Below are 21,871 nucleotides of genomic sequence, written 5' to 3'. Positions count from 1 at the left end.
ACTGGGGTGCGTGTTATACCGCTAGCCCATAAAAAGTTCAAGGATAATAATTGTTCATTCTTTGATTCAATCAACAGCTGTCACTCTCATCATTTTTTGCTACTATCGCGCACCCTGTTATTTAGTGAGTTTAATTTGATGGAATGTCGCCTAGGTTGTGGAGCATGCTGTATCGCTCCAAGTATTACATCTGCTATTCCTGGAATGCCTAATGGTAAGCCTGCTGGGGTACGCTGCATCCAATTAAATGAGCAAGATCTCTGCAAATTATTTGGTCAACCTTCACGCCCGAAGGTATGTCACCAATTCAAAGCTTGCCCTGTCATTTGTGGTAAAACCGACCAAGAAGCCCTTGATAACCTGATCGAGTTAGAAGCCATTACCTAAGATTATCTGACCTTTTCTTCCTCCTATATATCTAAGATTTCACAATTCTTCGAAATCTAAACTATCTTGTTGATACTGGTACAGATTAATAAGGATCGTTATGAATAGGTATATCGCAGAAATATTCGGTACATTTTGGTTGGTGTTAGGTGGTTGTGGTAGTGCCGTCTTAGCCGCTGCTTTTCCCGATGTAGGTATCGGCTTACTCGGGGTTTCCCTCGCGTTTGGTTTAACCGTACTCACCATGGCTTTTGCTATTGGCCATATATCCGGCTGTCATCTCAACCCTGCTGTTACAATAGGTCTTTGGAGCGGTGGCCGCTTTGATGCCAAAGACGTCGCACCTTACATTATTGCCCAGGTCATTGGCGGTATTATCGCGGGTGGTGTGTTATTCGTGATTGCTTCAGGCCAAGCTGGTTTTGACGCTGCAGCATCTGGCTTTGCTTCAAATGGTTATGGTGAACACTCACCGGGCGGCTACTCGCTCACAGCAGCTCTCGTTTGTGAAGTGGTCATGACCATGGTGTTCCTATTCGTGATCATGGGCGCAACTGATTCAAAAGCGCCTGCTGGGTTTGCACCCATTGCGATTGGTCTCTGTTTGACCTTGATTCACCTTATCAGTATTCCTGTAACCAACACCTCTGTGAACCCTGCTCGAAGTACCGGCGTGGCTGTATTTGTCGGTGATTGGGCCGTTTCGCAATTGTGGCTATTCTGGGTTGCACCGATTATTGGTGCTGTAATTGGCGCGATGATATACAAAGCGGTAAGAGGTTCAGATTAAGCGCTGAAAAACGTCTAAAGCAATAAAAGAAAAAGCCGCTTAGTGATGCTTCACCAAGCGGCTTTTTTAGATCTTATGACGACCGAGTAAGGAGTGCGAAAGCGTGGTGCCATCCACCAGCTCTAGCTCACCACCAACGGGAACACCATGAGCGATACGGCTAGCGTTCACTTCATGGGCATTACATAGCTCAGCAATGTAGTGCGCTGTCGCTTCCCCTTCAACTGTTGGGTTAGTCGCTAGGATTACTTCAGAGATATCACCACGACGCAGGCGGTAGTCCAAAACATCGAGACCGATGTCACTTGGACCAATACCATCAAGTGGTGAAAGGTGGCCCATCAATACAAAGTAACGGCCTGAATATTGGCCAGTCGCTTCTATTGCTGCAATGTCTGCAGGGCTTTCTACTACACAGATTTGACCATTTTCCTGACGTTTAGGATTGGTACAAATGTGGCAAGTATCTTCTTCAGTAAAAGTACGGCACTCATTACAGTGACCAATTTCGGTCATTGCTTGGCTAAGAGCTTCAGCCAATTGTAGGCCGCCTTTTCTATCGCGCTGTAACAAATGAAAGGCCATACGCTGCGCCGACTTGGGGCCAACCCCAGGTAGACAACGTAAGGCCTCCATCAAATGCTCCAGCATATGACTGGTACGCATATTTAACCGTTCTAATGTTCAAGTAATAGCCTGTTCAACACAAACCACCACCTGAATTAACCTTTAAGAATAAGTTACTTAGAAAGGCATCTTCATACCTGGTGGAAGTTGCATTCCGCCAGTTACGCTAGCCATTTTCTCTTTTTGAGTTTCTTCAACGCGACGAGCCGCATCGTTGAAAGCAGCAGCGATAAGATCTTCAAGCATCTCTTTATCGTCTTCCATTAGGCTTTCATCGATATCAACACGGCGAACGCTGTGGCTACCAGTGATCGTTACTTTTACAAGGCCAGCACCTGACTCACCTGTAACTTCCATATTTGCGATTTCTTCTTGAAGCTTTTGCATGCGCTCTTGCATTTGCTGGGCTTGCTTCATCATGTTGCCCATACCGCCTTTACCAAACATGTTAATACTCTCTGGTCTAATTGGTTTATTAAAATTAATTAAGCTATACGAGCTTAAATGGGGGTTAAAACAGTGTGATTCAACCCCTCGATGTTCAGTTCTCAGATTTGCTTATCTGGGATGATATGCCGGTCACTAAACAAGAAAACGTTCTAGATAGGACGAACGCTGTCTCTGTCGAGTTCAGCGGCAAAACGTCTTTCAATGAACTGTACGTTGGCATCGTTTTCTAAAGCGGTAAACGCGTCTTTCAACTTACCTTGATACAATCGTTCTCGTAATTCTAGCGGCGTTTCTCCACCATCACCGATTTCAACACTCAAATGACACTCTTCTCCAAGCACAGTATTGAGAGACTGCAATAACTCACTCTGCGCGCGGTCGGTATTCAAGTGAGCTTGGCTCGCTCTTAACGTTAAAGTGATTGATGTGTCGTTTTTAGCAAACACTGAGTTCAATGCTAACTGTTCAACAAGCTTGGCTGTGTCTAGCTTTTGAATCGTGGCTGACCATTCATCTTGAGCAATCGACTCTTGAAGCAATTTATCGACCATTTCTGGTGTCTTAATATGCTCCAACGCACGTTTGATCTGAGTAGGTGTAAGCTCTTTGCTCACCTCTTTCACTACAGGTTTAGACGGTTTCCAGCGATAAGGTTCATTATCGTTGGTCACATTTTCTGTCGAAGAGGCTGATAAAGAAGCTGGCGACACCCGCTCAGAACCACCGTGTTGCTGAGCAACTCGATCAAGAACTGAAGTTTTAGCTGGTGTCGCTTTAGCCTTTTTTGGCGCCGAGCCTTTGTTTTCTGTTGCCGAACTGCCTCTACGTTGAGAACGTAATTGGTGGCGTAAACCACTCATAGGCGAAGTTGCACGCGCTGGCTGCTCTTGCGGAGCAGAAGGTGCAGCGCTTGGCTGTTGAACCGGACTCTGGTTTTGATAATTCGTTTGTTGCTGCTGAGGCTGCTCTGCACCGTAGCTTGGACGCTCATCATAAGCAGGAGGCGCGTCATACTGGCTATGCGGGTAATCCTGCTCAGGATAACCTTGGTTGCCTGAATGTTCAGCGTAACCTTGCGAATCTGAATACTGTGCTGGAGCCTGTTGCACCGGTTGCTGCTGCATAGCTTGCTGTTGAGGCGCCTGTTGTTGCATCTGAGGCTGTCTCGGAGCTGCCATTGGCGCAGGTTGACTCACTGACTGAGCAACGTTCTGAGCTTGAGCTGCTGGAACTGGCGCTGGGCTTGCCGACTGAGTCGAGATTGCAGTAGCAACCGCTTGTTCAGCAGGTCTAAAGGCCAACATGCGTAAAACTACCATCTCAATACCAACACGAGCAGTTGGCGATAACGGTAAGTCTTCACGACCTTTCAACACGATCTGGTAGTAGAGTTGAATGTCTTGTGGGCTAAGCGCTTTGCTCAGTAGTTCAAGCTTCTCAGCGTCAGGCTGTGCCTTATCTAATGTAGATGGCAAAGCTTGGAACATCGCAAGACGATGCAGTTGGGCCGCAAGCTGATTCAGCAAACCATCCCACTCAACACCGTTCTCAGCAAGGCTTTGGATACACGCCATCGCTTGCTGTGGCTGCTTACTGCTAATCGCTTCAAGCAAGTGGATAGCTTGGTCGGTATCCAGTGTTCCGAGCATGTGAGCAACAGTATCTGTTACGACATTGCCATTACCCAATGCGATAGCTTGGTCTGTAAGGCTTAGCGCATCACGCATACTGCCATCAGCAGCATGAGCAATCATTCCAAGCGCACGAGATTCAGACGTCACATCTTCTTGTTCAAGAATATGATCGAGCTGCTCGTGAATATTATCAACGCTGATCGGCTTAAGATGGAACTGCAAACAACGCGACAAGATAGTCACTGGAAGCTTCTGTGGATCCGTTGTTGCGAGCAAGAATTTCACATACTCAGGCGGCTCTTCTAAGGTCTTTAGAAGCGCGTTAAAGCTGTGCCTGGAAAGCATGTGGACTTCATCGATTAGGTAAACCTTGAAGCGACCACGTGCAGGCTTGTACTGAACATTGTCCAGAAGCTCGCGGGTATCTTCTACCTTAGTTCGTGATGCCGCATCGATCTCGAGCAGGTCAACAAAGCGACCTTCATCGATTTCTTTACAGGTTGCACATTCACCACAAGGTGTTGAGGTAATGCCTGTTTCACAGTTGAGTCCCTTAGCAAACAAACGACCGATGGTTGTTTTACCAACACCTCGTGTACCGCTGAACAGGTATGCATGGTGCAACCTGTTCTGGCTAAGGGCATTCTCTAATGCTGTTAAAACATGGGCTTGACCAACCACTTCTTTGAATTTGGTTGGTCGCCATTTTCGCGCTAACGCAAGATAGCTCATGAATAATTCCGAAAAGGATTAGTGACCGTCGAATTCGCAGATGCTAAACACTTCTAGACCTAAGCCTTGTAAGCGCTTGTCACCACCGATTTCTGGAAGGTTAATAACAAATGCAGCGTGTTCTACCACACCACCAAGCTGACGAATCAACTTTGTTGTTGCTTCAATCGTACCGCCCGTTGCTAGCAAATCATCAACCATCAACACTTTATCGCCTTCAACGATAGCATCAGTATGGATTTCTAGAGTGTCGGTGCCGTACTCAAGCTCATAAGATTGTGCCACAGTTTGACGAGGCAGCTTGCCCGGCTTACGAACAGGAATGAAGCCAACACCTAGCTCAAGTGCCAAAGGCGCACCAAATAGGAAACCACGAGCTTCAGTACCAACGATCTTAGTAAAGCCCATGTCCTTGTATGTTTCCGCTAGCAGGTCGATAGTCGCTTTGTAAGCTACTGGATCTTCCATCAAGCTTGTTACGTCACGGAACAAAATACCCGCTTTAGGGTAATCAGGAATGCTTTTGATGCTTGCTTTGATCAGAGAGATTTTTTCTGTGTTCATAATCTTATGCACTTCATTAGGCCGCTTTCCAAACTCTCGTTAACGAATCAAACATCAACGCTCGGAATTAAGGAAAGGTACGATTGGTATTCATTGCAACGAGAGTCATAACTCTGATTGCTGAAATAATAAACGCCCGCTATACAAGCAGGCACACTGGCTTAATGGTAGTGATTTTCTTTGCTGTCAGCAACCAACTCATGGGTTGGAAGTCGCATAAACCATGTGAGAAGAATAACAAGTACACAAATTAGGAAAGCCTTGACCCAAATGATAGGGGCAAAGTAGATGGATAACGCAAAACTCAACAAGATAAAGAATACGCCACGCGTTTTAACTTGTTTGGTGACGGCACCGTGTTGATACCAATTGTTCAGCAAAGGACCCAGCGTTTTGTGCTCATGCATCCATTTATGAACTTTCGGATTGCTTCGCATGAAGCATGCGCTGGCAAGAAGGAGAAAAGGAGTGGTTGGCAGAACGGGCAAAACTATCCCTAGAACTGCGAGAAATATACAAAGGCCACCAGCAATATTGAGGCTTAAAACTCGAACGCTAATTGTGGCCTCCTTGAGTTAGCTATCACCAATCGGCGACGACAGCTTAACTAGAATGTTGCGTAACCATTGAATACACGGATCAACGTAAGTGTTGCTGGTAGCAATGGAATCATTAAAAATGCGGCTAAAAATCCTAAAAAGTAGAATACATTAAACGGGTCTTGAAAGTCTTTGTTATCTGCCATGATTGCTTCTTGTTTTTGTTAGTGAAGGTAAGTATCCGGCGAACCAAACCCGCTTTGCTAAATCGACATTTAACAAAAAAGGCATAGCCACACCATTTGCGCAACTATACCTTAATCAATTATTCACAAAAACCGAGGAAATATAGGGTTAATCAGTAGACCCTTGGTGTATGTCTAAACTAAAACTTGCCGCTCCAAGTAGGCTCAACGACAGTTGGCAGCCCTGTTCGATCGGAAGGTCCCGCGTAATAAAGTTCTTCTTGCAGTTCTCACCCAAGCGCTCACCTGCTGCAATATATTGATTCAATTCACCATTCGACCATTGCCCGTCTAGACCCGCAGGCAAAATGGAGATGGTTCCCTCGGCAAGGTCAGCAACACCAAACAAGGCATTCACTGGGGTGGAGCATTTAGAGCAACGAATCCCCTTCTCTAAGATTTCAGCAATATCTTTGAGATCAACATTAAAATCTTTTCTGTTTCTTATGTAATCGTGGAACAGCGCTCTCACTAACAATGTTGTCGCGGAGCCGCCATTATCAGACGACGATGAATCGACGAGGTAAAAAGCAAACTGCCCGTTCATCATCCACGCATAGTCAAACACAAGTGGCATCATCTCTGTTGATTGCAGTAACCGGTAACTGCAACGCCATGAGCCTTGTCGCGTATCTTTCTCTGGAAGCAGCGCATGCAGTAAGTCTTTTGCTGCGCTTGGGTTATCTTGAAGGTAATTCAGGTGCCAATGCAGTTCTTGGTCTTCAGGGATCTCTCCCCCATCATCCACACAGAACCATTGGCTCGAAAAATCTCGTTGGTCTGAAATGTTATCGAACGAATCTGTCAATGTATTCGCAATCGCACTTCCTAGGTGACGGTGATCCTCTAACGGCTTCGCCAAGAAGTCTTTAATACCAAATCGCAAGGCTTTCGCCACGTCAGACATATCATCAGTGCCAGACACAACGATCATAGGCAGTGACGGGTACTCTAAACTGATCTCTTCCACAAGCTCTATGCCATCAAGTATTGGCATTGATAAGTCACACACAATTAAATCTGGCGCTGAGTCTCTAAGTTTCTGCAAAGCGTCCAGTCCATTTTCAGCCTCAACCACTTTATAACCGACCTTGTCTAGGTACGCGCTGGTTATACGGCGAAAAATAGGATCATCATCAACCAACATCACGCATTTTTGGTTAATTACTTCCTGAGCCGAGGTCATTACTGGCTGACTGTGAGTTTTGTACATAATCTATAACCTCACAAAACTAAGTCGAATTATTATTGTTATCTGTTCTAAGAACTAATATAAAACTTAGTAATAAAATGCTAAATACACAAATTTGCACTCTTTGCTGGTAATTCGTGACGAGGGTTGGAATACTTGTAAATAGTGCAACGAGTTGACGTAACGCAAACATTGATCTCACTGTTACGTATAAATTAGATGAGATTGTAAACAAATGTGTCTGGATTTATGAAATTAGATGATTTAAACCTCTTTCGACTCGTCGTTGAAAATGGGAGCTACACCGCAACATCGCGCAAGACTATGATTCCGGTTGCGACCATCACACGACGCATCCAAGCCTTAGAAGATTCTTTGAACCTTAGGCTTCTCAATAGACACGCGCGTAAACTTTCTTTAACAGAGGCAGGCGAACGTTTCTTCAATGAATGCTCTCCGCTATTGCAACGTCTCTCTTCTACTGCAGAAGAGTTAACTGACGTGTGCAAAGGCGCTTCCGGTAAGATTCGTATTACGGCACCCTCAAACCTGACCAAGCGCATGATGATGCCAATGTTCAGTGAATTCATGACTCAATACCCTGATATCAATATTGAGCTGATGATGAACAACCAAGCGGATCAGCTGGATCCAACGGAGTGGGACGTAATTTTCCGAGTCGGCCCTCAGCGTGATTCAAGCCTAATCGCTCGAAAAATCAGTGAAGTCAAAGATATTCTTATAGCGAGCCCTGAGTACTTAGCGAAGAACCCAGCTCCAAGCCATGCTGAAGAGCTAGCGAACCATTCGCTACTCAAAGGCTACCCGCTGATTAAGTGGCAGCTGAGTAATTCGAATGAAGAGACGGTGGTGAATAGCGAGAAAGGCCGTTTCAACGCCAATGCGCTTAATGTCGTAAGACAAGCGTGCTCAGAAGGCCTAGGTATCACCCTGATGCCTGACGTGATGATTCGTGAATACATTGAAGATGGCAGCTTAGTGCAAGTCTTAGAAGACTGGAGCGCTAACCCTCGTGATATTTACATGCTTTATAACCACAAAGACCATCTACCAGAGAAAGTGAGGTTGTTTATTGATTTTGTGATCGCATACCACATTCATTAAGGTCAATCCCCTTCTCTATAAACAAAAAACCAGAGCCAATGCTCTGGTTTTTTATTTTCTGTATCGCTAGCGAAACTCTGTATGACTAACGAAACGCTAGTTAAGCGCCTTCGTTGTGTAACTCTAAGTTAGCAAGATCTTGTTGAATCTCACGCTGAACCTTTGAGTCGTCATTACGCAAAGAGTCTAGGAAATCTAGGTACACTTGGTCGATATCGCCCGTTACATACTCGCCGTTAAATACAGAAGTATCAAAACGAGAGATGTCTTGATTGCCCATGCCCACTGCAGAAATCAGATCTGGTAGCGTTTGGAAAATCAAGGCGTCTGCGCCAATCTGCTTACAAATCGTTTCGTTATCACGACCATGAGCAATCAACTCTGTCGCGCTCGGCATATCAATGCCGTAAACGTTAGGGAAGCGAACCTCTGGAGCAGCTGAAACCATGAAGACCTTATTTGCGCCGGAATCACGAGCCATCTCAATGATCTGCTCTGATGTTGTGCCGCGAACGATAGAATCGTCAACCAGAAGAACGTTCTTACCTTTAAACTCAGAACGGATTGCGTTGAGCTTACGGCGAACCGACTTCTTACGTTGTTGCTGACCTGGCATGATGAATGTGCGGCCAACATAGCGGTTTTTCACGAAACCTTGACGGTATGGCTTATTGATCGCTTGAGCGATTCGTAGCGCAATATCGTTTGATGTTTCAGGGATTGGAATAACTACATCAATGTCTAAGTCTGCGTACTCTTCTTTAATACGCATACCAAGCATCTCACCCATCTCAACGCGTGCGCTGTAAACCGAGATTTTGTCGATGAATGAATCTGGGCGTGCAAAGTATACAAACTCAAAGATACATGGGTTTAGTTGTGGGTTGTCTGCACATTGCTTAGTGAAAAGCTCACCGTCAAACGTTGCGTAGATAGCTTCACCTGGTGCTACGTCGCGCATGAAGTCGAAACCAACAGCATCGAGTGCTACCGATTCAGACGCAACCATGTACTCTGTTTTACCTTGAACTTCACGCTTACCAAGACACAATGGACGAATACCATGTGGGTCACGGAATGCGATCATACCGTGGCCGATGATCATCGCCGTTACGGCGTAAGCACCACGAATTGTACGATGCACATTTGCCACAGCGCGGAAAACGTCATCTGAAGTTACGTTACCTTTAACAGTATCGATCTCATGAGCTAATACGTTCAGTAGAACTTCAGAGTCAGAGGTTGTGTTTACATGACGACGGTCTTTTTCGAACAACTTCTCACGAACTTCGTTTGCGTTCGTCAGGTTACCGTTGTGCGCCAACGTAATGCCAAAAGGAGAGTTTACGTAGAAAGGCTGAGCTTCAGACGCACTTGAACTACCCGCAGTAGGATAACGAACATGGCCAATACCAACTTCACCTTGTAGGCGCTGCATGTGTTTTGCTTCAAAAACATCTTTTACTAAACCGTTCGCCTTACGCAGACGGAAACGATTGCTTTCTATGGTACAAATACCAGCGGCATCTTGGCCACGATGCTGCAATACCGTTAAAGCGTCATAAATAGACTGGTTTACAGGTGTTGAACCCACGATTCCAACAATACCACACATGTCCTAATCCTCGATTTTTCGACATTAACTGGCGCTAGAGCGCGCCAGATAAGAAACTAGATGTTGCTTGTAAATGCTCGAAGAACGGCGCAATGATTCGACTAAATTCTGGAACCAATTGCGAATTCTTCCACCACTCAGAACTTGGGAATGCAGTAAACGCATCCATGAAAAACAACACTGCAGAAACAATCAAAACACCACGTAAGCCACCAAAGACGACACCGAGGATTCTGTCTGTACCTGACAGGCCTGTTTTCTGAACTAGTTGACCGATGACATAGTTAACTAAGGCACCCACAACTAACGTTGCAACAAACAATGCTGCTATCGCAGTTCCGTTTCGAAACATCTCATCTTCGATATTGGTGAAGTACATCGCTAATTTAGCGTAGTACTGGCTAGCAATAAAAAATGCTCCAAACCAAATAACGAGTGACAAGGCTTCTTTAGCGAAACCACGAACTAAACTGATCACGGCAGAGAAGCCGATCACGCCTAAAATGACAAAATCTAACCAATTCATGAATTCTTCATCTTAAGTTGGCGCGCATTTTAACAGAAAAAATGCTGACGCAAACGTTTTCTTATGGATTTAACGGTTTAAATTTGAGCAACTGGCCTTTTGAACCCGTAATTTTTTCTAATTCCTTAATTTGTCGCTCAAGTTTGGATTTAGAGACATCCGGGCCAATAATTACTCGCGTAAAAGTTTTTTCTTGCTTGGTGTGAGCCTGATAACCGCGCTTTTGCAGATCCTTAACAACGTTTTTTGCGTTGTCAGCATTCTTCAAAGCCATCAATTGAATAATCCAAGCACTGTCTTGGTATTCATTTTTTTCAGGTACCGGCTTAACCACAACTGCCACTTTGTCTGCTTCTTTATCATTAGAAGAAGACGCGGTTTGCGTGTTTGAATTATCAGTACGACCACTTTCAACCACTTGCTCAACCGGAGAATCCGGTAGCGCTATCTGATCTTCAACGGGATCGAGTACTTCAAACACTTCAACATTACTATCAAGCTCAGGCTTAATTGGAATGCTTGCAAACTCTTCTTTGTAGTGGAGCTTCTTACCATCTAGTACATCGGGCAATACAATCACGCCAATGGCCACTAAAATGATGGTGCCGACTAACCGGCTTTGGAATTTACTTGCCATTTAGTTTCCTTTTTTCTGCCAATGCTCCAACACTTCACCCACTGTATGGAAAGAACCGACAACCAACACAACATCGTCACCTTTAACAGAAGCTAAAGCCGCTTCAAACGCTACAACAGGGTTTGAATACCGCTCTACACCTTCAGGTAAGCTTTGACACAATTCAGCGGCTGTTGCGGCTCGTGGGCCGTTCAGCGAAGCTGGGTACCAATGTGTTGTGATTGGCGCTAATACTTCCAATGTCGCGGGGATATCTTTGTCATGAAGCATGGCGACTACAACGTGTAAATTTTTGCCTGCATACTTCTTCGCGACTTGCTGCGCAAAGTACTCAGCAGAATGCGGGTTGTGCGCCACATCAAGCACAATCACGGGTTGTTCGCTAATTTGCTGCATACGACCTGGAAGCTGCGCATTCTTCATGCCGTTAACCACGTTCACGTCGCTAATACTAAGCTCTGATGTGCCCAATGCCATCAACGCTGTTGCAGCGTTAGGTAACGGCAGGCTTGGAATAGGTAGTGATTCTAGTTGGAATGCACCACTGCGCCAGTTCCACGTATCACCGTCAACATCATAAGTGTATTGAATACCGACTTGGTAGAACTCAGCCTTAATGTCATCAGCGTGCGCTGCAACCGTAGCCGGTGGCTTGGGTTGACCACAGATAGCGGGTTTACCGCTACGATAAATGCCCGCTTTCTCAAAACCAATCACATTGATGTCATCACCTAGCCAGTCAACATGGTCGACAGCCAAACTAGTAATCACAGAAACATCATGCTCAACGATATTGGTCGCGTCTAAACGCCCGCCTAAACCCACTTCTAAAAGCACAACATCAACCGCTTCAGTTTGAAATGCACGTAACGCCGCTAAAGTGCCATATTCGAAAAAACTCAGGCTGATTTCGCCACGCTCTTTCTCAATGAAATCGAAAGACTGAACCATCTTTTCATCAGATAGATCTTGGCCGTTGATACGAACACGTTCGTTATAGCGAATTAAGTGAGGAGAGCTGTAGACACCAACTGAGTAACCAGCGTCCAATAGAATCGCTTCCATCAGTGCACATGTTGAGCCTTTGCCATTGGTTCCGGCAACAGTAATAACATGTTGAGCAGGTTTGGTGAGGTTTGCCTTAGAGGCGACGGCCTGAACTCGGTCTAATCCAAGATCAATAGCGCTTGTGTGGATGTTTGATAAATAATCAAGCCACATCTCCAAAGAGGATGTGGCTTGAGGAATAGGTTGTTGACTCATCTAACTCATAACCATAATTAAGTTGGTTTGTTAGAAGGTACTTTACCCTTTTTCTGGCGCTTCTGGTACTTCATAAGTAGCTTCATTCGGTGAATCGTTCACAGAAACTACTAATGGTGAAGGCTGGTTGGTCATTTTAGCAACAAGGCTTGCAACGCGCTGACGCATCTCACGACGGTCAACAATCATGTCGATAGCACCGTGGTCTAGTAGGAACTCACTGCGTTGGAAACCTTCAGGAAGGTCTTCACGTACCGTTTGTTCGATTACACGACGTCCAGCAAAACCGATTAGTGCTTTTGGTTCACCAATATTGATATCGCCAAGCATTGCCAAACTTGCAGAAACACCACCCATTGTTGGATCAGTCATAACTGAAACAAACGGTAGGCCTTTCGCAGATAAACGCTCAAGCGCAGCACTGGTTTTCGCCATTTGCATTAGAGACATCAATGCCTCTTGCATACGAGCACCACCACTTGCAGAGAAACACACTAAACCACAGTTGTTCTCGATAGCAGCATCTACCGCTTTCACGAAACGAGCACCAACAACAGAACCCATTGAGCCGCCCATGAATGAGAATTCAAAAGCACACGCTACGATAGGTAAACCCAATAGTTCGCCTTTCATTGCAACTAATGCGTCTGTTTCACCACTGTTCTTTTGAGCAGCAGAGATACGTTCTTTGTAACGCTTAGAGTCTTTAAACTTCAGCTTGTCTTGTGGCTCAAGATCAGCACCTAGTTCAACACGCTCACCTTTGTCTAGGAATGTATCCAGACGACGACGTGCTTTCATGCGCATGTGATGGTCACATTTTGGACATACTTCTAGGTTACGCTCTAGTTCAGCATGGTACAGAACCTGCTCACAAGAAGTACATTTAGTCCAAACACCCTCAGGGATAGATGCTTTACGAGATGTTACGATGTTGCTTTTTTCTAAAATCTTTTCAAGCCAACTCATGGAAGACCTTTTTGTTTCGATTCTTCCGCTTGATTGCGAAAGAAATAAATTTGGGAATTATGCGTGGGAATTAAAGCACATAAAACAGCGACTGTAGATAAAAAACTGGTTGTACCTATTTTCTGGGACTATCTTACGCACTAAACCGTAATAATTTTTGAACCTAAGTCTCACATTTAGTTCAAATTATCCGGCAAAAATAGAGGACCAATTGGCTCTCGTGGTAGCTCAAAATGTTCAGGATAATCAACATCCACCAGATACAAACCTTCCGCTTTTGCAGTTGCGCCGGCTACTTTTCGATCTTTAGCTTCTAAAAGCCACTGGATCCACTCTGGTTTCTGCTCACCTTTACCTACGGCAATAAGGCTACCAGTAATATTCCTCACCATGTGGTGAACAAACGCATTCGCTTTAATATCGATCACAATGTAGTGTCCATGACGAGTCACGTTTAAGTGAATCATGTTTCTCCATGGGCTACGAGATTGACAGTGTGTTGCCCTGAACGAAGTGAAGTCATTCTCACCAAGTAAGTACTGACCCGCTTCATGCATTTTTTTCTCATCAAGGTGACCATGATAATGGCTCACGCCTGAATTCAAAATGCCTGGGCGTAGTGCATGGTTAAAGATAATGTAGCGATAACGGCGAGCAGTTGCCGAGAAACGAGCATGGAAATCCTCATTCACTTCTGTCGCCCAACGAACCGCAATATCTTTCGGCATGTTGGCATTCGCGCCCATTGTCCATGCCACCATTTTACGATCGACATTAGTTTCAAAGTGAACGACTTGTCCCGTACCGTGAACTCCGGCATCTGTACGACCTGCGCACATAACTTCTACAGGGTGATTCGCGACAACTGAAAGAGCCTTTTCCAATTCTTCTTGGACACTTTTCACGTCTCGTTGGCGCTGCCAACCAAAGTAGTGGGTACCGTTATATTCAATACCTAAAGCAATTTTCATGTTCTTGTTCTCTTTGAAAATGGGCGAGAAGTATATACGGAAATCAGTGCTAGCCCAAATAGGATGGGGCTAAAACTTCAATAAACAATCAGCATCGACCGAGACGATGCTGTTGAAAAACCAAATGAAACGATAGCGCTCTGTATTGCCTTAAAATAAAGGGTAGCCAACGCTACCCTTTCTGATTTTTAAATTTATCGACCGTTTAACGTATCGATAAGATTTTTTGCCTCTCGACGAATATCATCGCTGCCATCAACGATTGCCTCTTCTAGAAGCTTAATTGCCCCTTGCGAGTCACTCATCTCGATGTAAATTTTGGCCAAATCAAGCTTACCCGCAGCTTCTGCATTGCTGTCGACATCATAATTGCCAATATCACCGATAACATCAGGGAATTCGTTAAGACCCACATCCAGTTTAAGCTCTTCATCGTCTGGATTAATGACTTCTTCACCTTCTTGCTCGACTTGAGCCATTAGCTCATCAATCGTCATGTACTGCTTATCACGACTGTTGCCTGATTCGGTTAGATTGTCTTGTTCAGCCCAATTCTCTTCTTTGATTTTCGGTTCAGCTTGCTGTTCAGCCGATGCCCAAATCTCTTGTTGGTCATCAGGCACATCATTATGCATGCTCGATTGTTGTTCTGGCGCTAGGTTAAAGCCTTTCCAGTCTTCGCCGCCGACTTCAAGCATGGCGTCAATATCTAACCCTGCGCTATCAATCGAAGTTGCGTCCAATGGCTTATCGAACATGTTGTCGACAGAGTCTTGAACATCTTCAGAAAGCAACTCAGCTAATGCTGTCTCATCAAAGTCATCAAAGCCTTCTAGTGGCTCGTCTTGAACCGCTGCAGGCGTTGAGTTTGGCTCTGAAGCCGCGCTCAGTGATTGTTCTGGCTGTGCAAAACCAGCCGGTTCAGAGTCTTCAGCATTCGAGAAATCATCAGCCTGACTATAGCTCTGCGGATTTGAGAACAGATCATGCAACGCATCTTGCTCTTCGCCTTGTGGGCTGAAAGAAGTCAGTGGTGTTGGCTTCTCAGCAAACGCATCAGAGATGGCTTCATCTTCACCATATTCCGGTAAATCAAACTCATCGAACTCTACGCCTTGGGCTTCCGCCACCGGCTCGGCATTGCTTTGCTCAATATCATCTAAAACAGAGTCTGCTTTTGCGCTTTCTTCATCGTACTCCGGAAGATCAAGGTCATCGAACTCGAACTTCTCTGTGTCAGGCGCTAAGTCTTGCTCTAACTGTGCTTCATCTGGTTCACTCACCACTTCCGCTAACGCATCGCCTTCACCAAACTCTGGTAGTTCGAAGTCATCAAGCGAGAATTCTTCTTCGCTTTCTGGTTTCGCAGTTTCAACTTGTGGTGCAGCATCTAACTGAGGCTCAGCGGTAGGTTGCGATTCAACACTTGATTGAGAGTCTATAGCAGGCGTTGCTGGCTCTGGTGTTGATTCAGCATCAGCTTCCGCTAGTGCGTCTTCTTCACTAAACTCTGGTAAGTCGAAATCATCAAACGAAAACTCTTCGTCGTCTCGCGCCTGAGCTATAACTTGGGCTTCAGTTTGAGGTTCAACACTTGGTTGAGCATCAATAGCTGGCGTTACTGGTTCTGCTGTTGATTCAGCATCAGCTTCCGCTAGTGTGTCTTCTTCACCAAACTCTGGTAGCTCAAAGTCATCAAACGAGAATTCTTCTGCGCTTTCTTGTTCTGCTATTTCTGCTTGTGGTGCAGCTGCTTCAGCTTCCGCTAGTGCATCCTCTTCACCAAACTCTGGTAGTTCAAAGTCATCAAACGAGAATTCTTCTTCGCCTTCTTGTCCTAGAACTTCAGCTTGTTCTGCTACTTCCGCTTGTGGTGTAGCTCCAACTTGCGGGTCAGCGACTGGTGTCACTAGCTCTGGTGTTACGTCAGTTTCCGCTAATGCTTCTGGTTCAAACGCCTCGTCTTCAATCAGCCAATCATCGTCTTCTGGCACACCAAATTCATTTGGAATGATCTCTGGCATGTTTGCAGCACGAACTGGCTCTGGCTCTGGCTCTGGCTCTGGCTCTGGCTCTGGCTCTGGCTCTGGCTCTGGCTCTTCAGATTGCGATTCGTCGCTCGACTCGTCAACAAAAAAATCGTCAGATTCAAAGCTTTCATCACCTAACAGCGCAGTAAAATAATCATCCAGTGCTTGTTCACTGGAGAGACTTGGCTGCGCCAATGTTGATTCTTTATTCGCGCTCATTTATCGCCAACCTTTCGAGATAAATAAGCAACTGTTTATAAGCAAATACACCACGGCTACCCGATGCAAAATGAGAGGCTGGCAAGCGCTTTAGGCTCGCATCTCGAAACTTGGTATCAATCGGCACAGCAGACGTCCAAACTTGGTTTGGGTAATCATCTTTGAGCTGCGTTAATGTTTGCAGTGAGGCTTTGGTTCGCTTGTCGTACATCGTTGGGACAATCGTCACCTTAAACGGTGTTTTGCGAGACTTCTTCATGATGGTCAAAGTGCGAATCATGCGCTCTAAGCCCTTCATCGCCAAAAACTCAGTTTGTACCGGAATCAAAATACGATCACTAGCAGCCAATGCATTGACCATCATCACACCCAGAATTGGCGGGCAATCGATCAATACATAGTCGTAATCGTCTTTCAAAGTGGCCAAAGCACGCTTCAAGATTAACCCCATGCCGCTTCGATTTCCCATTACACGGTCTAATGTCGCCAAAGACATGTGCGCAGGGATAATATCGATACCTTCAACTTCCGTTTGTAGAAGCAAAGGTCTTACCGTCTGCGCATTAAACTCACGCAACTGGAACAGATCAAACAGGCTCGATTCCACCGTATCTGAGTCGTAACCCAGGTAGGTAGTCAGTGATGCATGTGGGTCAGTATCAACCAACAGAACACGGTGCCCCTTCAACGCAAGTAAACCTGCTAGAGTCACGGTCGTGGTCGTTTTACCAACACCACCTTTTTGGTTTGCAACACTCCAAACAATCATTTCGATTTACCTAAGCCAACCCAACTTCAACCAAGATCCTTTCCGCGATGCGGTCTAGAGGTAGGTCTTCAGTAGAAATGCCAGCTTTTGCTACAGCTTGAGGCATACCATATACAACACAACTATCTTCGTCTTGTGCCCAAATCGTCGAGCCCGCAGTTTTCAACATACGCGAACCTTCTCGACCATCTGCGCCCATACCGGTCAGTATCATAGACAAGACTTTGTCGCCGTAGATCTTCGCTGCAGAGCCAAATGTGACATCCACACAAGGCTTGTAGTTCATGCGGTCGCCGCCATCGATAATTCTTAGACGTGCAGACCCTGCGCGGCCATCCACCATCATCTGTTTTCCACCCGGTGCAAGATACGCCACGCCAGGCTTTAGCACATCACCGTCTTGCGCTTCACGAACTTCAATCTTACACAAGGTGTTCAATCGACTTGCAAAAGCAGCGGTGAATGTTGCTGGCATATGCTGAACTAACACAATTGGGTGTGGATAGTTAGCAGGGATGCGAGTCAAAATCTTCTGTAGAGCAACAGGGCCGCCAGTCGACGTACCAATTGCTGTTAATTGATACTTCTTACCTGACGCTCTGAATTTCGCCGTTGATGCAACCGCAGGCTTCGCTGTCGAAGTCGAAGCTGCTGTTGAAATCGGTTGGCGCAATGGCGTAGATGTTGAAGTCGTTGCAGTCGCTCTCGGCGCAATAGGAGCACGACGCATAAATGCACGCTTCGCTGCAATCTGAATCACACGCTGTTGAAGCAATGCAACTGCATCGTCGCGGTTACGTGCAATGTCTTCAAACTTCTTAGGAAGGAAGTCGAGAGCACCTGCATCTAACGCATCTAACGTTGCTCTCGCTCCATCATGCGTTAACGATGAAAACATCAAAATAGGCGTTGGAGACGCGGCCATGATTTCACGAACGGCAGTGATACCGTCCATGACAGGCATTTCAATATCCATCGTGATTACGTCAGGTCTTAGCTGTTTCGCTTTTTCAACGGCTTCTTTACCGTTTACTGCTACATCAATGACTTCTAGGCGAGCCTCTGAGTTGATGATCTCGCTAACGCGACGACGAAAGAAACTCGAATCATCAACGACTAATACTTTAATCGCCATATTTATCCTTAAATTAAATTCTTGACGCAGCTGCGTACTGCTTCAACAAGTCCGGCACATCTAGAATCAATGCTATGTGTCCGTCACTTGTAATTGTCGCACCTGCCATTCCTGGCGTGCCTTGCAGAAGCTTATCAAGCGGCTTGATCACGACTTCTTCTTGACCGATAAGCGTATCGACAACAAAACCAACACGTTGGCTACCAAGTTGTACGATAACAACATGGCCGTGCCCTTTACGCAGCTCAACAATACCCGCTTTAGGAGCAAGCCAGTTTTGCAAGTAGAACAACGGAATAGACTTATCGCGAACGATAATCGTCAGCTGGCCATCAACCACGTTTGTGCGGCTTAAATCTAGGTGGAAGATCTCGTTTACAGAAGCCAATGGCAATGCAAATGGATGACCGGCAACACCGACCATCAAGGTTGGTAGAATCGCTAGGGTTAGTGGAACCTTGATGGTGATCTTGGTGCCCTGTCCCATTTCTGAATCAATATCAATAGAGCCGTTCAGTGTGTTGATCGCTGTTTTCACAACGTCCATGCCCACACCACGACCAGAGATATCCGAGATCTGCTCTTTGCTTGAGAAGCCAGGAGCAAAAATCAGGTTGAAACACTCTTTATTTGATAAGCGAGACGCTGCATCTTCATCCATCAGGCCACGTTTAACCGCGATAGCACGAAGCTTATCAGGGTCCATACCGCCACCGTCATCAACGATAGCCAGTTCAATGTGGTCACCTTCTTGAGAGGCAGACAGAATCACTTTACCCGTTTGTGATTTACCCGCAGCAACACGGTCGTTTGGCATTTCAATACCATGATCGACAGAGTTTCTCACCAAGTGAATCAGGGGATCAGCAAGTGCTTCTACTAAGTTTTTATCAAGGTCCGTTTCTTCGCCACGCATTTCAAGAACGATGTCTTTCTTCAAGCTACGAGCAAGGTCACGGACAACTCGTGGGAAGCGACCAAATACTTTCTTGATCGGCTGCATACGAGTCTTCATTACCGCACCTTGAAGGTCTGCAGTAACAACATCTAAGTTAGAGACAGCTTTCGACATTTCTTCGTCGTTGCTGTTGAGGCCTAGGCTGACTAGTCGGTTACGCACCAATACCAGTTCACCCACCATGTTCATGATGGTGTCCAGTGTTGATGTATCAACACGAACTGTCGCTTCAGCTTGTTGCTTCTTAGCCGGCACTTTAACTTCAGCTTTTGCTGGAGCGCTCGGTTTTGGCTCAGCTTTAACGGCAACTGGCGCAGCAGGTTTAGGCGCAGCTTGAGGTGCTACTGCCTTAACTTCTGCTGGCTTAGTCGCGGCATCCAATTCTTCAATCGAAGGTCCATTACCTGAGCCATGTAGTTGGTCAAGTAACTTCTCGAACTCTTCGTCAGTCATCAGATCATCGCCTTCAGACATCGCCGAAACAGGTGCTGCTGGCGGCGTTGGCGGTGGAGGAGGCGTTGAACTTGCCGCTGTCGGGCTGTTACCCGCACCGTGCAATTCATCTAATAACTTTTCAAATTCGTCATCAGTAATATCACCACTGTCAGCAACAGACTGAGGTGCAGCGGGTGCTGGCGGCGGTGTTGGTGCAGAAGGCGCTGTTGGTGAACCACCTTTACCGTGAAGCTCATCAAGCAAGCGTTCAAACTCATCTTCAGAGATATCATCGACTGAAGATGCATTGATGTTTGAGCTTTCAGCAGTAGGTTCCGGAGCAATAACAGGCTCAGGCGCTGCAACAACAGGTTCAGGGATAATAGGTGCAGGCGCTTCTACTGGTGCCACTTCATCCGCAGACTCTGGTTTACAGAGACGGTGAAGTTCATCCAATAAAGATTGGTCGGCTGGCACTAAAGGTTCCTGATCTTGCACGGCGCGAAACTGTACATTGACTGTATCTAGCGCCTGCAGCATGGTATCCATCAAACCTGATGTTACGCTGCGTTGGCCGTTTCGCAGAATGTCGAACACATTCTCAGCACCATGACAAGTATCCACCAGCTCAGTTAATGCTAGGAAACCAGCACCACCTTTTACTGTATGGAAACCACGGAAAATAGCATTTAATAGGTCTTTGTCGTCAGGGTTATTCTCAAGCTCTACCAGTTGTTCTGATAGGAGTTCAAGGATCTCTCCTGCTTCGACTAAAAAGTCCTGAAGAATATCTTCGTCTAAATCGTAGCTCATACGTTACCTTTAAAATCCAAGACTGGATAACAAATCGTCGACTTCATCTTGAGATGCGACAGCGTCTTCGCGCTCTTCTGGGTTCATAATTGGACCTTCAGGCGCAATCGATGCTTTCTTCTCTGACTCTGGAGTTGGCTCTTTTTGATTCGCACCGAATACCGTGAGAATCTCGACCAAACGTCCTTCCACCTCATTCACCAAGGTAATAACTTTGCTGATTATCTGCCCAGTTAAATCTTGGAAATCCTGAGCCATCAAGATTTCAGTCAATTGTCCGCGTAGTTCAGTACTGTCGCCTTCTACTTGGACAAGCAATCCATCAATGCGGTGACATAAAGCTTTAAATTGTGCCAGCTCAATGCGGCCATGCATCAGTTCATTCCATTGAGGCCTTACTTGAAGTAAACACTCGTGTAGGTTGTCTGCGATTGGCATACAGCGATCGACAGCGTCCATCGTCTTATTTGCCGCAACTTCCGTTTTATCAATGACATACTGAAGGCGATCCCTTGCATCAGGGATTTCGTCATTTGCGATAACGCTGATGCGTTCATCGAAATTGAATTGAGTCAAAGAGTCGTGGAGGTCGCGTGTCAGACTTCCTATTTCTTGAAGCATTGGATTGTCTTGAAGACTAAAGTTATCTTCATAAATGCTTCTCACAAGAGAATCAGCATTTTGCTGCTCATCGTTCTCAAGCAGCTCTACTAATTTTTTTGCTTGTTCTAATGAAATCATCCTGAATTCGGCCTTACTCCGCATACTTTGTGCGCTTAGGCTATCGAGATAAACAGATAACTTATCAGTCAGTGTTTACCTAGAAGTGCCTAAATTTATTGATGCTTATAAGCGATCAAAAATCTTATCAAGTTTCTCTTTCAGCGTTGCAGCAGTGAAAGGCTTCACAATGTAACCATTAACACCCGCTTGCGCAGCTTCGATGATCTGCTCACGCTTCGCTTCAGCTGTGATCATAAGCACTGGAAGGTGCTTAAGTTCTGCGTCTGCGCGAATGTGTTTAAGCAGGTCAATCCCTTGCATGCCTGGCATGTTCCAGTCAGTTACCACGAAATCAAATTCGCCTTTTTTCAGCATAGGCAACGCGGTCAAGCCATCATCTGCTTCTTGAGTGTTGTTGAAACCTAAATCGCGAAGTAGGTTTTTAACAATTCGGCGCATCGTTGAAAAATCATCAACAATGAGAATTTTCATGTTTTTGTTCAAATTAGCCTCCACTGAATAG

The 21,871-nt window shown here is 45.7% G+C and carries 21 protein-coding genes and 1 pseudogene; 3 read left to right on the top strand and 19 right to left on the bottom strand.

Translation table 11 applies throughout. The annotated features are described in order from the left end of the window. Positions 1-138: 138 nt before the first annotated feature. Together AB6E30_RS01665 and aqpZ are read left to right on the top strand one after the other, a co-directional pair. Positions 139-387, top strand: a complete 249-nt coding sequence (locus tag AB6E30_RS01665) for a YkgJ family cysteine cluster protein (RefSeq protein WP_017059389.1) — start codon at positions 139-141, stop codon at positions 385-387. 100 nt (positions 388-487) lie between these two features. After that, positions 488-1,177: an aquaporin Z gene (gene aqpZ, locus AB6E30_RS01660; RefSeq protein ID WP_017070744.1), complete on the top strand. Its 690-nt coding sequence runs from the start codon at positions 488-490 to the stop codon at positions 1,175-1,177. 66 nt (positions 1,178-1,243) lie between these two features. Here the strand turns inward: aqpZ and recR are convergent, their stop codons facing one another. From recR to AB6E30_RS01625, 7 genes are all read right to left on the bottom strand, one after another. Next, complete coding sequence (recR, locus tag AB6E30_RS01655) at positions 1,244-1,843, bottom strand: recombination mediator RecR (RefSeq protein WP_019823189.1); 600 nt, start codon at positions 1,841-1,843, stop codon at positions 1,244-1,246. Positions 1,844-1,921: 78 nt separating this feature from the next. Further along, positions 1,922-2,251 (bottom strand): YbaB/EbfC family nucleoid-associated protein, encoded by a 330-nt coding sequence (locus AB6E30_RS01650; RefSeq protein WP_017062338.1) that lies wholly within the window; start codon positions 2,249-2,251, stop codon positions 1,922-1,924. Between the two features lie 152 nt (positions 2,252-2,403). Beyond that, on the bottom strand, positions 2,404-4,620 hold the full coding sequence (gene dnaX, locus AB6E30_RS01645; RefSeq protein WP_372102460.1) for a DNA polymerase III subunit gamma/tau: 2,217 nt from the start codon (positions 4,618-4,620) through the stop codon (positions 2,404-2,406). Positions 4,621-4,638: 18 nt separating this feature from the next. Then, positions 4,639-5,184, bottom strand: a complete 546-nt coding sequence (gene apt, locus AB6E30_RS01640) for an adenine phosphoribosyltransferase (RefSeq protein WP_017062340.1) — start codon at positions 5,182-5,184, stop codon at positions 4,639-4,641. A 161-nt stretch (positions 5,185-5,345) separates the two neighbouring features. Beyond that, positions 5,346-5,717, bottom strand: coding sequence for a YbaN family protein (locus tag AB6E30_RS01635; protein ID WP_029225617.1), 372 nt, complete (start codon positions 5,715-5,717; stop codon positions 5,346-5,348). Between the two features lie 74 nt (positions 5,718-5,791). Then, positions 5,792-5,929, bottom strand: coding sequence for a hypothetical protein (locus AB6E30_RS01630; protein WP_017067606.1), 138 nt, complete (start codon positions 5,927-5,929; stop codon positions 5,792-5,794). A gap of 148 nt (positions 5,930-6,077) precedes the next feature. Next, a complete protein-coding gene (locus AB6E30_RS01625) occupies positions 6,078-7,181 on the bottom strand; it encodes a response regulator (RefSeq protein ID WP_102320049.1) in 1,104 nt (367 codons plus the stop codon). Positions 7,182-7,409: 228 nt separating this feature from the next. On the opposite strand from AB6E30_RS01625, the gene AB6E30_RS01620 reads away from it, so the two are divergent. Further along, positions 7,410-8,285: a LysR family transcriptional regulator gene (locus AB6E30_RS01620; RefSeq protein ID WP_017067604.1), complete on the top strand. Its 876-nt coding sequence runs from the start codon at positions 7,410-7,412 to the stop codon at positions 8,283-8,285. Between the two features lie 100 nt (positions 8,286-8,385). On the opposite strand, the gene purF is transcribed toward AB6E30_RS01620, so the two are convergent. The 12 genes and pseudogenes from purF to cheY all read right to left on the bottom strand — a co-directional run bounded on the left by purF (position 8,386) and on the right by cheY (position 21,840). Further along, positions 8,386-9,900 carry an amidophosphoribosyltransferase gene (gene purF, locus AB6E30_RS01615; RefSeq protein ID WP_017062345.1) on the bottom strand — a complete coding sequence of 505 codons (1,515 nt, stop codon included), beginning with the start codon at positions 9,898-9,900 and terminating at the stop codon, positions 8,386-8,388. Between the two features lie 34 nt (positions 9,901-9,934). Then, a complete protein-coding gene (locus AB6E30_RS01610) occupies positions 9,935-10,426 on the bottom strand; it encodes a CvpA family protein (protein WP_009848678.1) in 492 nt (163 codons plus the stop codon). A gap of 61 nt (positions 10,427-10,487) precedes the next feature. Further along, positions 10,488-11,063 (bottom strand): SPOR domain-containing protein, encoded by a 576-nt coding sequence (locus AB6E30_RS01605; RefSeq protein ID WP_017063432.1) that lies wholly within the window; start codon positions 11,061-11,063, stop codon positions 10,488-10,490. Further along, positions 11,064-12,326, bottom strand: a complete 1,263-nt coding sequence (folC, locus tag AB6E30_RS01600; RefSeq protein WP_017062347.1) for a bifunctional tetrahydrofolate synthase/dihydrofolate synthase — start codon at positions 12,324-12,326, stop codon at positions 11,064-11,066. It lies immediately after the preceding gene. Positions 12,327-12,368: 42 nt separating this feature from the next. After that, positions 12,369-13,295, bottom strand: coding sequence for an acetyl-CoA carboxylase, carboxyltransferase subunit beta (accD, locus tag AB6E30_RS01595; RefSeq protein WP_017062348.1), 927 nt, complete (start codon positions 13,293-13,295; stop codon positions 12,369-12,371). Positions 13,296-13,471: 176 nt separating this feature from the next. After that, positions 13,472-14,266, bottom strand: a complete 795-nt coding sequence (gene truA, locus AB6E30_RS01590) for a tRNA pseudouridine(38-40) synthase TruA (protein ID WP_004734161.1) — start codon at positions 14,264-14,266, stop codon at positions 13,472-13,474. Between the two features lie 194 nt (positions 14,267-14,460). Beyond that, positions 14,461-16,500: pseudogene (locus tag AB6E30_RS01585) on the bottom strand (FimV/HubP family polar landmark protein); the annotation flags it as partial. A 1-nt stretch (position 16,501) separates the two neighbouring features. Continuing rightward, on the bottom strand, positions 16,502-17,284 hold the full coding sequence (locus AB6E30_RS01580; protein WP_372102458.1) for a ParA family protein: 783 nt from the start codon (positions 17,282-17,284) through the stop codon (positions 16,502-16,504). 10 nt (positions 17,285-17,294) lie between these two features. Further along, the gene (locus AB6E30_RS01575) at positions 17,295-18,419 is read right to left on the bottom strand and encodes a chemotaxis response regulator protein-glutamate methylesterase (protein ID WP_059021197.1); all 1,125 of its coding nucleotides are present in this window, start codon (positions 18,417-18,419) and stop codon (positions 17,295-17,297) included. A 13-nt stretch (positions 18,420-18,432) separates the two neighbouring features. Further along, on the bottom strand, positions 18,433-20,625 hold the full coding sequence (locus tag AB6E30_RS01570; protein ID WP_372073040.1) for a chemotaxis protein CheA: 2,193 nt from the start codon (positions 20,623-20,625) through the stop codon (positions 18,433-18,435). 9 nt (positions 20,626-20,634) lie between these two features. Beyond that, complete coding sequence (locus tag AB6E30_RS01565) at positions 20,635-21,366, bottom strand: protein phosphatase CheZ (protein ID WP_017064113.1); 732 nt, start codon at positions 21,364-21,366, stop codon at positions 20,635-20,637. Between the two features lie 105 nt (positions 21,367-21,471). After that, positions 21,472-21,840 carry a chemotaxis response regulator CheY gene (gene cheY, locus AB6E30_RS01560; protein ID WP_016767062.1) on the bottom strand — a complete coding sequence of 123 codons (369 nt, stop codon included), beginning with the start codon at positions 21,838-21,840 and terminating at the stop codon, positions 21,472-21,474. Positions 21,841-21,871 lie beyond the last annotated feature (31 nt).

The organism is Vibrio sp. 10N.247.311.12 (assembly GCF_041467515.1).
Classification (GTDB): Bacteria; Pseudomonadota; Gammaproteobacteria; order Enterobacterales; family Vibrionaceae; genus Vibrio; species Vibrio crassostreae_C.
The sequence above is the reverse complement of the archived record's forward strand: the minus strand, read 5'-3'. Positions and strand labels throughout refer to the sequence as shown.

What these genes read in the sequence shown, in the direction of transcription:
- AB6E30_RS01665 (WP_017059389.1), top strand. Translation starts at nt 139, where the DNA reads ATGGAATGTCGCCTAGGTTGTGGAGCATGCTGTATCGCTCCAAGTATT.
- aqpZ (WP_017070744.1), top strand. Translation starts at nt 488, where the DNA reads ATGAATAGGTATATCGCAGAAATATTCGGTACATTTTGGTTGGTGTTA.
- recR (WP_019823189.1), bottom strand. Translation starts at nt 1,843, where the DNA reads ATGCGTACCAGTCATATGCTGGAGCATTTGATGGAGGCCTTACGTTGT.
- AB6E30_RS01650 (WP_017062338.1), bottom strand. Translation starts at nt 2,251, where the DNA reads ATGTTTGGTAAAGGCGGTATGGGCAACATGATGAAGCAAGCCCAGCAA.
- dnaX (WP_372102460.1), bottom strand. Translation starts at nt 4,620, where the DNA reads ATGAGCTATCTTGCGTTAGCGCGAAAATGGCGACCAACCAAATTCAAA.
- apt (WP_017062340.1), bottom strand. Translation starts at nt 5,184, where the DNA reads ATGAACACAGAAAAAATCTCTCTGATCAAAGCAAGCATCAAAAGCATT.
- AB6E30_RS01630 (WP_017067606.1), bottom strand. Translation starts at nt 5,929, where the DNA reads ATGGCAGATAACAAAGACTTTCAAGACCCGTTTAATGTATTCTACTTT.
- AB6E30_RS01625 (WP_102320049.1), bottom strand. Translation starts at nt 7,181, where the DNA reads ATGTACAAAACTCACAGTCAGCCAGTAATGACCTCGGCTCAGGAAGTA.
- AB6E30_RS01620 (WP_017067604.1), top strand. Translation starts at nt 7,410, where the DNA reads ATGAAATTAGATGATTTAAACCTCTTTCGACTCGTCGTTGAAAATGGG.
- purF (WP_017062345.1), bottom strand. Translation starts at nt 9,900, where the DNA reads ATGTGTGGTATTGTTGGAATCGTGGGTTCAACACCTGTAAACCAGTCT.
- AB6E30_RS01610 (WP_009848678.1), bottom strand. Translation starts at nt 10,426, where the DNA reads ATGAATTGGTTAGATTTTGTCATTTTAGGCGTGATCGGCTTCTCTGCC.
- AB6E30_RS01605 (WP_017063432.1), bottom strand. Translation starts at nt 11,063, where the DNA reads ATGGCAAGTAAATTCCAAAGCCGGTTAGTCGGCACCATCATTTTAGTG.
- folC (WP_017062347.1), bottom strand. Translation starts at nt 12,326, where the DNA reads ATGAGTCAACAACCTATTCCTCAAGCCACATCCTCTTTGGAGATGTGG.
- accD (WP_017062348.1), bottom strand. Translation starts at nt 13,295, where the DNA reads ATGAGTTGGCTTGAAAAGATTTTAGAAAAAAGCAACATCGTAACATCT.
- truA (WP_004734161.1), bottom strand. Translation starts at nt 14,266, where the DNA reads ATGAAAATTGCTTTAGGTATTGAATATAACGGTACCCACTACTTTGGT.
- AB6E30_RS01580 (WP_372102458.1), bottom strand. Translation starts at nt 17,284, where the DNA reads ATGATTGTTTGGAGTGTTGCAAACCAAAAAGGTGGTGTTGGTAAAACG.
- AB6E30_RS01575 (WP_059021197.1), bottom strand. Translation starts at nt 18,419, where the DNA reads ATGGCGATTAAAGTATTAGTCGTTGATGATTCGAGTTTCTTTCGTCGT.
- AB6E30_RS01570 (WP_372073040.1), bottom strand. Translation starts at nt 20,625, where the DNA reads ATGAGCTACGATTTAGACGAAGATATTCTTCAGGACTTTTTAGTCGAA.
- AB6E30_RS01565 (WP_017064113.1), bottom strand. Translation starts at nt 21,366, where the DNA reads ATGATTTCATTAGAACAAGCAAAAAAATTAGTAGAGCTGCTTGAGAAC.
- cheY (WP_016767062.1), bottom strand. Translation starts at nt 21,840, where the DNA reads ATGAAAATTCTCATTGTTGATGATTTTTCAACGATGCGCCGAATTGTT.